General features: G+C 47.6%; 11 protein-coding genes. 10 read left to right on the top strand and 1 reads right to left on the bottom strand.

Going from position 1 to position 12476, the window contains the following annotated elements:
- The first annotated feature begins 29 nt into the window (after nucleotides 1-29).
- From ACSQ8O_RS05610 to ACSQ8O_RS05655, 10 genes are all read left to right on the top strand, one after another.
- On the top strand, nucleotides 30-929 hold the full coding sequence (locus ACSQ8O_RS05610) for a carbohydrate ABC transporter permease (RefSeq protein ID WP_056617797.1): 900 nt from the start codon (nucleotides 30-32) through the stop codon (nucleotides 927-929).
- Nucleotides 930-946: 17 nt separating this feature from the next.
- On the top strand, nucleotides 947-1807 hold the full coding sequence (locus ACSQ8O_RS05615; protein ID WP_056617800.1) for a carbohydrate ABC transporter permease: 861 nt from the start codon (nucleotides 947-949) through the stop codon (nucleotides 1805-1807).
- A 28-nt stretch (nucleotides 1808-1835) separates the two neighbouring features.
- Nucleotides 1836-2804, top strand: a complete 969-nt coding sequence (locus tag ACSQ8O_RS05620; RefSeq protein WP_436240774.1) for a GNAT family N-acetyltransferase — start codon at nucleotides 1836-1838, stop codon at nucleotides 2802-2804.
- A complete protein-coding gene (locus ACSQ8O_RS05625; RefSeq protein ID WP_436240775.1) occupies nucleotides 2804-3508 on the top strand; it encodes a PIG-L deacetylase family protein in 705 nt (234 codons plus the stop codon). The genes ACSQ8O_RS05620 and ACSQ8O_RS05625 overlap by 1 nt, the downstream gene beginning before the upstream one ends.
- A gap of 119 nt (nucleotides 3509-3627) precedes the next feature.
- Nucleotides 3628-4767, top strand: a complete 1140-nt coding sequence (locus ACSQ8O_RS05630) for an exo-beta-N-acetylmuramidase NamZ family protein (RefSeq protein WP_436240776.1) — start codon at nucleotides 3628-3630, stop codon at nucleotides 4765-4767.
- A gap of 35 nt (nucleotides 4768-4802) precedes the next feature.
- Entirely contained in the window at nucleotides 4803-5717 is a 915-nt protein-coding gene (locus tag ACSQ8O_RS05635) for an N-acetylglucosamine kinase (protein WP_436240777.1), read from the top strand.
- Nucleotides 5718-5743: 26 nt separating this feature from the next.
- On the top strand, nucleotides 5744-7366 hold the full coding sequence (gene nagZ / locus ACSQ8O_RS05640; protein ID WP_436240778.1) for a beta-N-acetylhexosaminidase: 1623 nt from the start codon (nucleotides 5744-5746) through the stop codon (nucleotides 7364-7366).
- Nucleotides 7367-7777: 411 nt separating this feature from the next.
- A complete protein-coding gene (locus ACSQ8O_RS05645; RefSeq protein WP_436240779.1) occupies nucleotides 7778-8848 on the top strand; it encodes a serine hydrolase domain-containing protein in 1071 nt (356 codons plus the stop codon).
- Between the two features lie 286 nt (nucleotides 8849-9134).
- Complete coding sequence (locus tag ACSQ8O_RS05650) at nucleotides 9135-10322, top strand: anhydro-N-acetylmuramic acid kinase (protein WP_436240780.1); 1188 nt, start codon at nucleotides 9135-9137, stop codon at nucleotides 10320-10322.
- 129 nt (nucleotides 10323-10451) lie between these two features.
- Nucleotides 10452-11282, top strand: a complete 831-nt coding sequence (locus ACSQ8O_RS05655; protein ID WP_436240781.1) for a tetratricopeptide repeat protein — start codon at nucleotides 10452-10454, stop codon at nucleotides 11280-11282.
- Nucleotides 11283-11668: 386 nt separating this feature from the next.
- Here ACSQ8O_RS05655 and ACSQ8O_RS05660 read toward each other — a convergent pair whose 3' ends face one another.
- Nucleotides 11669-12265, bottom strand: coding sequence for a hypothetical protein (locus tag ACSQ8O_RS05660; protein WP_436240782.1), 597 nt, complete (start codon nucleotides 12263-12265; stop codon nucleotides 11669-11671).
- Nucleotides 12266-12476 lie beyond the last annotated feature (211 nt).

Here is a 12476-nt window from a genome sequence, read left to right on the forward strand (position 1 = left end):
AAGCAAGTTCGAAAAGAGGGTTGGATTGTATGGCTGTAGCTAAGTCGATAAAACGAAAAGGAATTAAGGGAGATGGCGCCTGGGGATATATCTTTATTGCTGTGTCCTTACTTGTGTTTGCCATGTTCACCGCCTACCCGGTCGTAAGCGCGTTCATCATTAGTTTGCAAAAGTACAAACCATTAGGCTCCACCTATGTCGGCTTTGATAACTATGCAAGCTCATTGAAGGATGGCCTCTTCTGGCAAGCCATGAAGAATACGCTTGTGTATACGGTTTTGACTGTACCGGTTAACCTGTTTCTCTCGATGGCGATTGCAGTCTTGATTCTGCCGCTTAGAAAGAAAACACAGTCCTTTTTTAAAGGTATTTACTATTTACCTGTTGTAGCTTCAGGCGTTGCGTTGTCTGTCGTGTGGCTTTGGATTTTCGATCCTTTAGAGGGTGGAATTCTAAATCAACTTATTCATTTCTTTGGTTTTGAGAATCAGAACTGGCTGGGTTCTAGTAAAACAGCTATGTTTTCATTGGTATTCATGTCGTGGATGTCCAGTCATGGTACCAGCATCATTATTTATTTGGCCGGCTTGCTCGGAATTGATGATACGTATTATGAAGCTGCTGAGATCGATGGAGCGAATTTTCTCCAAAAGCTTTGGCACATCGTCGTTCCTAGTCTTAAACCAGCTACCTTATTCCTGTTAGTAACTGGTGTGATCGGTTCCTTCCAGGTATTCCAGAACGCTTATCTCATGACAGGTGGCGGACCTAACAATGCAACGACGATGGTGGGGTTACTCATCTTCAACAATGCATTTACGTATTTTGAATTTGGCAAAGCAGCGGCACAATCTCTGATTCTAGCCGTTATCATAGCAGCAGTATCGGTTGTTCAATTTAAATATGCGGGGAAAGACGTCGAGTATTAAGAAGGGGGAGATAACAAATGTCTTTATATAGTAATCATGCAGGCAATCCAAAAGTAAAAACAATGCGTAACTCAATCATTTTTATCGTCCTTCTTCTTTTTGCTCTGGCGACGATTTTCCCGATTTACTTTATGTTCATTTCTGCACTCGGAGATCCTGTAGAAGCTGGTGCGGTAAGTTATTCGATTTTCCCAACCAAAGTTTCCTTTGCTTCCTTTAAGTTCTTCTTTGATTACAGTGAGTACTCCTATCGTTGGTTATTGAATTCACTCATCGTGGCGGCAACGGTAACGGTCTCGAATGTGATTTTTGCAAGTATGGCAGGGTATGCCTTCTCGAAGCTTCGCTTCAAGGGTAGAGGCTTCCTGTTCGGATTGTTACTAATGTCCATGATGATCCCTTATCAAGTTACACAAGTTCCATTGTACATTCTGGTTGTGAATGTATTTAATTTGCAAGATACGTACAGTGCTTTGATTATGCCGGGGCTAGTAACCGTGTATAACATTTTCTTGGCGAAGCAATTTATGAGCAGTATCCCGAACGAGATTATGGAAAGTGCCAAAATTGAAGGATGCAGCCAGTTCCAAATCTATATTCGTATCATTTTGCCACTATCCAAAACGGTTATGGCAGTTATGGCAATTCTGACCTTTATGGATAGCTGGAACACTTTCTTCTGGCCGCTACTTGTTACGAATACGATGGAAATGCAGACGATTCAGGTTGGTCTCAAAAACTTCCGTTTTGCCAACACGACGTATATCGCGCCAATGATGGCAGGGGCAACAATCTCAGCATTACCTATGTTTGTTCTATTCTTTAGCCTACAAAAGTACTTCTTGGAAGGCGTAACTGTAGGTGCAGTGAAGGGCTAATCTCGGGTCAAAAGGAGGCAACTGCATCATGTTAGTAACATGGGATGCTTCCTATCGGCACGCCGTCATCGCGTTATGGAATGAAGCCGCGGTGAAGGATGGCTATAAGGAGCTTACTGAACAAAGCTTTGATGGGATTTTTGCGGGAAATCGTTACTTTGATAAAGACCGCACGTTTCTTCTACTAGCCAATGATAAAGTCATCGGTTTTGCCTGTGGATGTACAGGAGATGATCTTCCGCTTGGCGATGTGGCCGGATATATCACATGTATCGTGTTAGCGAGCGGTTTTGACACCGATGATAACTATTTAATGCTATTAACTGCTTTGGAAGATCGCTTTAAAGAGTTAGGTAAAAAGCAAGCAGACATCCTCTTTTTCAATCCGATGTTATTGCCATGGTATATCCCGGATACACCTCAGCATGAGCACAATAATGCCCCGGGTATACCTGTAGATAGTAAGTTATATACGTTTTTGCTTGGTGCAGGCTATTTTGAACGTGCGAAGCAATGCGCCATGTATCTCCATTTGTCAGCGTTTGCGATGCCAGAGGAATATAGCGTGAAAGAAGCCAAAGCGAGCGCCCAAGGGTACACGATCGACATGTTTGACCCGGGTAAGCACGCTGGTGTGGAAGACATGCTGGAGGGCTTTGGGAATCCATTATGGCAAAAGGAGATCGGCGCATCCACGGCAAATGGCGTGCCAGTTGTCATCGCTGCTTACCAAGGTAAGACCATTGGCTTCGCAGGACCCGTCATTCGTCAAGTGAATGGACGAGGTTATTTTGCTGGTATCGGTGTGCTTCCTGAACACGAGGGTCATGGTTTAGGCAGTCTTTTATTTTACAAGCTATGTGAAGCGTTTCAGGAAATAGGGACCGAATACATGTCGTTATTTACAGGTATGTCGAATCCAGCTATCCGGATTTATGAACGAGCAGGTTTTCAAACTGTGAAACTATTTGCTGTCATGAGAAGGGAGTTTGCCTAATGAGCGAGCCAAAAATGACCATTCTAGCTATCGGAGGTCACGTCGGAGATGCGGAATTAACAGCAGGCGGTGTATTAGCCCACCACTCTCTGAAGGGTGATCGAATTGTTACTTTAGCGTTAACTGCTGGGGAACGTGGCGTTCCTGCTGGACAAGACATGAAGGAATATCGTGCACAAAAAGTGAATGAGGCTAAAACCTTTGCCGAGATGTTAGGCGGGGATTCCATCGTTTTTGACATTCCGGACGGTGAACTGCAAGATAACGAAGAAATGCGCTATCGCGTATGCGATGTGATTCGCGAAGTGAAGCCGAACGTAATTATTACTCATTTTAAGAACAGCATGCATAAGGATCATATGACGACTCACCGTATTGTGAATGATGCGCGCTTTTTCGCAGGGCTAGCCTCGTTTGAACGTGAGAAGCCTGCGCACTTTGCAGCTAAATTGTATTACGCTGAGAACTGGGAGGATGCTGTTGATTACGTTCCTTACGTCTATGTCGATTTCCCGAAAGAGGCGTTTGATCTCTGGGTGAATGCGGTTTCGACGCATTGGTTCGTGACAGGCAGTAAATCGTTCCAATACTTGGAATACTACAAGCATCTGATGCGTGTACGCGGTCTTGAAGCGAGAAAAGAATATGCGCAGACGTTCATGGTTCCTGAAGAAACAATGCGTATTCGTCAATCGGAATTATAAATTTGAATCATAAAACTAAATCATAAAACTAAATCATAAAAAAATACCAAATGACTGTAACGAGGCTTGAGCTTGTTGCAGTCATTTTTTAAAATCAAGGCGAGTTTGGGGAGGCAGCGATGATCTTAAATGGTATCGATTGTATAGATAAGTATGCTCACTTGTTCAAAGGTAAACGTGTGGGGCTGATTACAGCACCTACGGGATTAAACAAGGATTTTGTATCAACGATACAAATCTTTCATGAGAAGTTCAACCTGGTGGCTTTGTTTTCGCCAGAGCACGGGGTTCGTGGGGATCTAGCAGCAGGTGCGCTGGTCGACACGTATGTGGATTCGTTGACGGGAGTTCCCGTCTATAGCTTGTACCGGAAAGATTCCAAACGTCTGACCCAGGAAATGCTGGATGAGGTCGACATCATTGTCTACGATATCCAAGATGTAGGAACTCGTTATTATACATTCATATATACGATGCTTTATGCTTTGGAAGATTGTGCGCAAGCGGGTAAAGAATTTGTTGTTCTGGACCGCATCAATCCGCTGGATGGCGTAACGGTAGAAGGCAATGTGCTCAAAAGCGGATTCGAATCCTTTGTCGGCAACTATCCACTCAGTGTTCGATATGGACTGACGCCAGGAGAGGTCGCTATGATGGCGAACGATGAAAGGAAGTTGAATTGCAAGCTGCATGTTGTATGCTGTGAAGGTTGGGAACGTAACATGTTGTTCTCAGATACAGGACGTCCATGGATTATGCCTTCCATCGGTATTCCTCGATTTGAGACCGTGGTGCTTTATCCCGGCACTTGCATTATTGAAGGAACAAATCTATCAGAAGGCAGAGGAACGACAGCTCCATTTGAGATCATAGGTGCTCCGTTCATCGATGCGCACCAGTTAGCGGATGAAATGAATGGGAAAAAGCTGCCAGGTGTCGTGTTCCGCCCTGTCTATTTTAAACCGACTTTTTCTAAATTTCAGGGAGAACAATGCGCAGGCGTGCAAGTTCACGTGCTCGATAACCGTGCGGTTCGCCCCATCGATATAGGCGTTACGTTGATGTACACGATTCAGAAGAATTATGAGCAATTTTCATTTTTACCACCATTTAAAGAAGGTTCAAGACCATTCATTGATTTGCTTGGCGGCGGCAGCCACTATCGTGAGACGGGAGTTGACGTTCCGGCTATGCTGGAACAATTCCGTGAGGAGAGCCGTGAATTTGCTCGCAGAAAGCAGACATTTCATCTGTATTAGAGAGCATTAGAGGCATTCGGAGGGGACGTTCATATATGAAGAGATATGCAGTGGGACTAGATGGCGGAGGTACGAAAACCGCAGTAACCATCGTCGATGAGAACGGTCTCGAAGTTCACACGTTTACATCGGGGGCTATTAACTATAATGGCCAGGATGAGGCAAGTGTTCAAGCAAGTCTAGCGGAAATTTTTCGGACAATTGATCGCGTATGCGATGGGCTTCATCACTGCGCGCAAGTGTGCATCGGGGCGGCTGGCGTGAGCAATCCAACGGTCACGACCCGTTTGGAATCCAGTGTTCGGGCTTGTGGCTATGAGGGACCATTGTTCATAACCGGCGATCAAGATACTGCGCTATGTGGTGCACATAACAGAGAACTGGGGATCATTCTAATCGCAGGGACAGGTTCAATTTGTTATGGCAAAAATGAAGCTGGTGACACCCATCGTGCCGGCGGCTATGGCTACCTCATTGATGACGAGGGCAGTGGCTACAGCATAGGAAGAGATCTGCTTTCTGTCGTTGTACGGGCTCATGATGGACGGTTGCCTGCGACGGTCATTACAGGAATGGTGTTTGAGCAATTAGGTATGACATCGATTCAGCAAATCATCGGGTTTGTCTATGACAAACAGACCAATAAGAAGGATATCGCTGCGCTTGCACCTATTTTATCCCAAGCATGCGAGCTTGGGGATGAACCGGCATTGGCTATCGCCGACAAAAGTGCCCGTTCGTTGCTAGAACTGGTTGTACCTGTTACGGAAAAACTTTCGATGCAAGAAGGCGTTCTTGCGATGGCTGGGAGTGCGCTGCTAAAGAATAGCTTCATTCAAACAGCTTTTATTAATGGGCTTAAAGAACGTTATCCAGCTATGACCTCTATAACACCAAAGAGAGATGCCGCTAGCGGTGCTGCGCTCATGGCGCTGAACCGTTTGCAGTGATTAAGTGACAAGGGATGGTAATAAAGATGAGAGAAATTCATGAGATGTCGCTGCAGGAGAAAATCGGACAGATGATTCTTTGCGGATTTGAAGGCACGGAACCGTCAGAATCGCTGGAAACGCTAATCGCGGAACAGCGCATCGGCGGTGTTATTTATTTTGCCCGTAATGTACAGAATACCAAGCAAATTGCTGAGTTATCCGGCCGTTTACAGGAAATAGCGGAGCGTAACGGCACATTGCCGCTCTGGATTTCCATCGATCAAGAGGGCGGCATGGTTGCCCGCATTACCGAGGGGGTCGCTCTCATGCCGGGTTCTATGGCGATAGCCGCCGGAGATGCAGGTCCAGAGGGAGCGTATGAAGCGTCCCTTATTTCGGGTAAAGAGCTGCGCTCGCTCGGTATCAATCTGAACTTCGCGCCGGATCTGGATGTGAACAACAACCCGGATAATCCGGTTATTGGTGTGCGCTCATTCGGCGAGTCGCCGGAGAAAGTCGCTCAGTATGGCCGAGAGGCTGTACGGGGCTTCCAAGACGCAAATGTCGTGGCAACCGCTAAGCATTTTCCTGGTCATGGGGACACGAATACCGATTCCCATCTGGATTTGCCAACAATTACACATGATGAAGCACGGATTCGTACGGTGGAGTTGGTACCTTTCGTAGAGGCGATTGAGGGTGGAGTCGATGCGATTATGTCCTCGCATATTTATTTTCCAGCATTAGAGTCTAAGAAACTGCCGGTAACACTTTCAAAGACAGTTCTAACCGGATTACTAAGAGAAGAGCTTGGCTATGACGGTGTCATCATGACCGATTGTATGGAGATGCACGCGATCTCTGAGCACTACGGCACGGTTGCCGCTGCCGTCATGGCGGTTGAAGCAGGGGCTGATCTGGTGTTGATCAGCCATAGACGCGACCTGCAGGTCGGTGCCATTGCGGCGATCGAGCAGGCTGTGCGCGAAGGGCGTATCTCTGAAGCGCATATTGATGCTTCGGTGGAGCGTTTGCTCGCTTTGAAAGCGCGCCGCGGGGTTATTGCGGAGCAGCCGCGTGGTGAGGCTGCTCTTGAGGTCGGGACCGCGGCGCATTACGCGGTTGCTGCGCGCCTTAGCGAAGCAAGCATCACGCTCGTCAAGGACGAGCAGGGGTTGCTGCCGCTGCCGCGCGTGCGGACGCTCGCGATCACCGTGGCCGCGGCCGTTTCGTCGGGCGTCGACGAAGCGTACGCGGGCGTCGCAAGCTTGGGCGCTGCGCTGGCCGAGCACGGCTTGGACGTGATCGATCGCGTGCTCCCGCTTGCGGAGGTGAACGAGCGCCGCGCCGCGGTGCTTGCGGATGCGCAGGCTGCGGAGCAGATCGTCATCGGGACGTACAACGCCCGATTCCATCCTGCGCAGGTCGCGCTGGTGCGCGAACTGCAAGCGCTCGGCAAGCCGCTGGTCGTTGTCGCGCTGCGCGTGCCATACGACCTGCTAGAGTTCCCGGACGTAACGACGTTCGTTGCGGCCTATGAAAGCCGACCGCTGGCGCTGCATAGTACGGCGCGTGCTCTGCTCGGAATGGTGACACCACAAGGTCGTTTGCCGGTGTCGCTTGGCGCTGACTATCCAGCGGGCTGGAGATGGGAGAGCGGTCAGTGACGTAAGGGGAAAGTAAATTTTTCCCAGTGACTGATGCGTAAGTCGATTATTTCGACTTACGCGAGAACGGGATGGATTTTTAGAGTCTGTAAGTCGATTTTTTCGACTTACGGGAGCGCAGGATGGACTTTTGGAGTCTGTAAGTCGAATATTTCGACTAACTCCCGTGCAGAGTTGCTTTTTGAAGAGAGATAGTCGAATATTTCGACTAACTGCCCGTGCAGAGTTGCTTTTTGAAGAGAGATAGTCGAATATTTCGACTAACTGCCCGTGCAGAGTTGCTTTTTGGAGCGAGATAGTCAAATATTTCGACTAACTGCCCGGTCAGAACCGCTATTTGGAGCAAGATAGTCAATTTTATCGACTAACTCACTTGCGGGTTCAAAGCAAAGCGAAAGGAGATCAACCGGCATGTCCAATTGGGATATCGCTAAGATAAGCAACTTCATCGAACAAGAAATTGCCGCAGGACATCTACCTGGTGCGGTCCTTTATATTGCTCAAAGAGGAAAGGAAGTAGTGAAGCAAGCCTATGGGAGCCGAGTAATGTATCCGGAAGCTGCTCCGATGAGCGTGGATACGGTTTTTGATTTGGCTTCTTTGACCAAGGTGGTTGCAACGCTGCCGGCGGTGCTTCGATTGATGGATCAAGGGAAACTTACTTTGGCTGATCCGATTGGGAGTTTTTTACCGCAATTTCGCTACTTTCAGGAAGAGCCCATTCGGATCGTACATTTGCTAACACATTCCTCTGGGCTTAGGGCGGATATCCCAGGTATGCGAGGACTGATGCATCTATCTCGAGATGAACTGGTTGATCTGATCTTAAACGAACGGCCGCTTCATCCCCCTGGAACCAAGGTTGTGTATAGTGATATTGGCCTGATATTGCTCTATCTGATCATTGAATCTGTGACTGGTGAAGCCTTCGGCACCTATCTCAAACGGGAGATATTTGAACCGTTGGAGATGACGGAAACGGGGTTTTGTCCAACCTTTGCGGAAACGCGTTATGCGGTTACTGAGTTTTCTGAACAGCGTCAAGCGTACAAGGCAGGCATTGTTCACGATGAAAAAGCGGAGCTCATGCACGGAGTAAGCGGTCATGCGGGGCTATTTTCGACGGTTCACGATGTAGCGAATTATGTTGAAATGATCCGGCAGAAGGGCGTCTTCAAGGGGAGAAGAATGATTTCCAGAGCAGCCATCGAGCTGTCATCCCGTAACTTTACACCGTTTGACCAAGAGTTTCGGGGGCTGGGTTGGTTGCTTAGAAATCCGAGAAACTTCTTGTTTGGCGGTGACTATGTCTCCGAGCAATCATTCGGACATACGGGTTTTACAGGGACGAGCCTGTTGTTCGAGCCTGAGCAGGATCTACAAGTCATTTTTCTTACTAACCGGGTTCATTTCGGTCGAACGGAACACATTTTACAAATTCGGCCAAGGCTGCACAATCTCATACTCTCGCAATCCCAATAGATTTGTTGAAAATAAAAGGTATTAACCCATAAGGCCTCCCAGGCCATGGACAGGGAACTAGAATGCTCTATCTTGGAGGGAATAGATAAAATCGTCATCGAGAGGGAACTACAGTATCCTATTTTGTTGAAAACCGTCATAACGCACGAAAATCGACCCGATAGTGCCTCGACGTTCCCCTTAGGTATCGTTTCGTCCGATTTCGGCCAATTTAGGACATCTACGTTCCCTTTCTAATCCGTTTGAGCTTATTTCAGCAAAAATGAAAGAATGGAGATGAGTTATCATGTTGCGTACACTTCTGAATAAAGCTTCCCTAACCATAGCGGGGCTCATGTCAGGCACCTCCCTAGATGGCATTGATGTCGCCATTGTCCACATCGAGGGCCGTGGTATAGAAACAAGTATCAAGCTGCTTCACTTTGAGAGTCTGCCTTTCGATGACGAGATGCGAGAAAAGCTTAAGCGATTATGCACGATCGAACATTCCGATGTTGCGCAAGTGTGTGGCATGAATTTCGCCATCGCAGAGCGTTTCGCAGATGCCGTAATCCAAACAGCTCAAGCAGCAAATATGAGCATGGACGACATCGATCTGATTTCGACGCATGGGCAGACGATCTGGCACATCCCAGTAGCGGATGAAGCGGACCGTTTTCTTCCCAAATCAACGCTGCAAATCGGGGATCTGTCTGTGATTGCCAAGCGAACAGGGAAACCCGTCGTCGGCGATTTCAGGACAGCCGATATAGCTGTTGGCGGGCAAGGTGCGCCGCTAGTTCCTTATGGCGACGATCTCATGTTCAGAGATGCGGCTAAAGGCCGAATCCTTCAAAACATAGGCGGAATTGGCAACTGCACAGCACTGCCGGCCGCTAGTGCAGATGGCGGTATGATTGCTTTTGATACCGGCCCGGGGAATATGGTGATGGATCAGGTTGTGTATGAGCTATCCAAAGGGAAGCTTTCATACGATGCCAGTGGGGACTGGGCTGCCAAAGGAAAGGTACATAACGGATTGCTAGCGGACATGCTTGCACATCCCTATTTCCAAGAACCGCCTCCGAAGACAACGGGACGTGAAATGTTCGGGAAAGCCTATGCCTCGGCATGGCTGGTTTCTGCACTGGAGCAGGGGCTTTCGCACGAGGATATCGTGGCGACAGCGACAGCTTTTACCGCACATACGATTGCTCGCGGGTATCAGGAATACATTTTGCCACAGTGTAGCATTGCGGAAGTGATCGTGAGTGGAGGCGGTGCGCATAATCGCACGCTGCTTCGCATGCTTGGTGAACTGCTGCCAGACCAGACCATTCTTACATCAGATGAGCTGGGCATATCCTGCGATGCGAAGGAAGCGATACTGTTTGCCTTGCTTGGCAATGCCTTCATCCAAGGAGAGCCGAACAATGTACCAGCGGCGACGGGAGCGGAAAGACCGACGATCTTGGGGAAACTAGCGCTGCCATAGGCAATAAATAAGACCGAAGCCAACTGAACATCAGGTGGTCATACGGTCTTTTTTTTGTTTAGGAGAAGTGTCTACTTTTTTGGTACAATGTTTACAACTTACTAGAGTTTGTAAAGGAGAGAAGTATGCATGCCGCCTATCCTCAAAAGTATTCTTAAGCTTATCGTTGTAATTCTCTTAATTGTTATGGCGTTTCAGGTTAACTGGTTAATTGGAGTAGCTGCAATTGTGGTTATCCTAGGTTATTTTGTTTATGTGAACCGATCTGCTATGTACGCTCAGAGGGGGAATCTGGCCTATATGAAGGGTGATCGTGAGCAAGCGTTGGTTTGGATGGAAAAAGCGTATGTCTCGAACGCCTTTCTGCCGAAGCATCAGATTGGATATGGCTACCTATTAATGAAGACAGGTGATCTTACCAAGGCGGAGCAAATGTTCGAAGAGGTCCTGCAATCAGCAAAAGCTTCAGATATTCGTATACAAGCGAAGCTCAATGTGGCCACGGTGTACTGGTTGAAGAACAAGCGGGATGAGGCTTTGAGCATGTTGCAAGAACTAGCAAACGAGGTAAAGAACACGCTGGTTTATGGGAATTATGGCTATTTTCAAATTTTGCAGGGAGACTTGGAAGAAGCACTTACTTATAATCTCGAGGCTTACGCCTACAATGACAACGATATCACCATTATGGATAACTTAGCGCAAAACTACTATATGCTCGGTCGTCTGAATGAGGCTGATGAAATGTATACGAAGGTGATTGCCAAAACGCCTAAGCACGCGGAGTCCTATTACTTCTATGCGCGAACGCTTCAGCAACTAGGTCGAACGCAAGAGGCTCGGGAGCAGATTAAAACGGCACTTGAGAAGGAGCTTGCGCTCGTTACTCCTGTAACCAAGGCGGATATTGCGTTATTCGCAAGTCAGTTGAGTGATGATGGAGTTGAGCAAAAGGTGTAAAAAAGGGCCCGTTCGAGTGATGAATCTCGATCGGGCTTTGTTGGCTGGGAGCGGCCATTCTAACGGACAGGGGAGCCGCTATTTGACTAGAAATCAGGGAAAACAAATTCTAACGGACTACGCGGCTGTTATTTGCATTTATCAGCGCTAAATGAGCGCACAAAACAGTAAATAACGCTCCTTGTGTCCGTTAGCAATTGAAATTTGCTGAATTTCAGTGAATTAAGGCCGTCAGGTCCGTTAGCATGACCGAATGGGGATCAATCATAAGCCGGAGGCTCACCTCAGGCTTATTTCAGTGTTCAAGTAGTTTCTAAGCCAGAAGACCGCTCTTCTCCTGCTGGAGAAGAGCGGTCTGTGTGCGTCTGGGCGACAGCCCGTTTCATTTACCCAGAAATCAATTCATCGCGATTATAAATGAGTTGTGATGCTGGTGACGCAGTGTTCATCAACTTTTTAGCCCAGATGCAGTACCCCATGCCTACGTACGACAATCCCCAGAAGAAAGCAAAATATTTATTATCGGCAATCGGCAAGAACATGGCGAGAATCATAATCAGCATGAGTGCAGGTACCCAACGAGGGAATACTTTTGCCAAGAAAGTCAGGATCATGAACACTAAAGTACCTCCAAGGAAACCAATCATACCGAACATTCGTGAAATGTTAACCAGCAACCCTTCCGGTTGGACCGCATCTGCGCCGCCAGCAGCAAATTGGGACCACAACATCGCAGTTGTTAGTATATTTCCAATGATGATAGCGAGGATTGTGATGAAACCGGTGACCCCTGTTTCACGGGATTGTACTTGGTAAAAAGCGATGGATCCGACGGACATGAGAATGCAAGCAATTAAGCCTGTCGTCAATTCTTGTGTGCTATCCGTTCCCCAAATTAGCGAGGCAGGGGTCATCCCCATTCTTGCAATTCCTGCTAAAATACAAATCATGCCTAGCCATTTGATAACTTTTTGCTCTGTCATTTTTACTCATCCTCCAATTGGTTAAGTGTGTTGCTCATATGTTTAGATTACTGGAAGGGAAATCACGGAGAATAGAGCATTGTGTTCCTGGTTTTTGGGAATATTTGCGGGTGCGATTTGGGAATCGACGGTCCGAGTCGGGAAATTGCTCAATATCCATATTCAGCTAACGTTCCTGCAAGCTATAATACATACAGGCAAAGATTCATGA

The sequence above is a fragment of the Paenibacillus sp. LjRoot56 genome, from assembly GCF_964253335.1.
Taxonomy (GTDB): domain Bacteria; phylum Bacillota; class Bacilli; order Paenibacillales; family NBRC-103111; genus Paenibacillus_E; species Paenibacillus_E allorhizoplanae.

Bases quoted from the DNA above. Each gene is read 5' to 3' on its own strand.
- ACSQ8O_RS05645 (WP_436240779.1), top strand. From the start codon at position 7,778: ATGTCCAATTGGGATATCGCTAAGATAAGCAACTTCATCGAACAAGAA.
- ACSQ8O_RS05635 (WP_436240777.1), top strand. From the start codon at position 4,803: ATGAAGAGATATGCAGTGGGACTAGATGGCGGAGGTACGAAAACCGCA.
- ACSQ8O_RS05620 (WP_436240774.1), top strand. From the start codon at position 1,836: ATGTTAGTAACATGGGATGCTTCCTATCGGCACGCCGTCATCGCGTTA.
- nagZ (WP_436240778.1), top strand. From the start codon at position 5,744: ATGAGAGAAATTCATGAGATGTCGCTGCAGGAGAAAATCGGACAGATG.
- ACSQ8O_RS05650 (WP_436240780.1), top strand. From the start codon at position 9,135: ATGTTGCGTACACTTCTGAATAAAGCTTCCCTAACCATAGCGGGGCTC.
- ACSQ8O_RS05625 (WP_436240775.1), top strand. From the start codon at position 2,804: ATGAGCGAGCCAAAAATGACCATTCTAGCTATCGGAGGTCACGTCGGA.
- ACSQ8O_RS05660 (WP_436240782.1), bottom strand. From the start codon at position 12,265: ATGACAGAGCAAAAAGTTATCAAATGGCTAGGCATGATTTGTATTTTA.
- ACSQ8O_RS05610 (WP_056617797.1), top strand. From the start codon at position 30: ATGGCTGTAGCTAAGTCGATAAAACGAAAAGGAATTAAGGGAGATGGC.
- ACSQ8O_RS05630 (WP_436240776.1), top strand. From the start codon at position 3,628: ATGATCTTAAATGGTATCGATTGTATAGATAAGTATGCTCACTTGTTC.
- ACSQ8O_RS05655 (WP_436240781.1), top strand. From the start codon at position 10,452: ATGCCGCCTATCCTCAAAAGTATTCTTAAGCTTATCGTTGTAATTCTC.
- ACSQ8O_RS05615 (WP_056617800.1), top strand. From the start codon at position 947: ATGTCTTTATATAGTAATCATGCAGGCAATCCAAAAGTAAAAACAATG.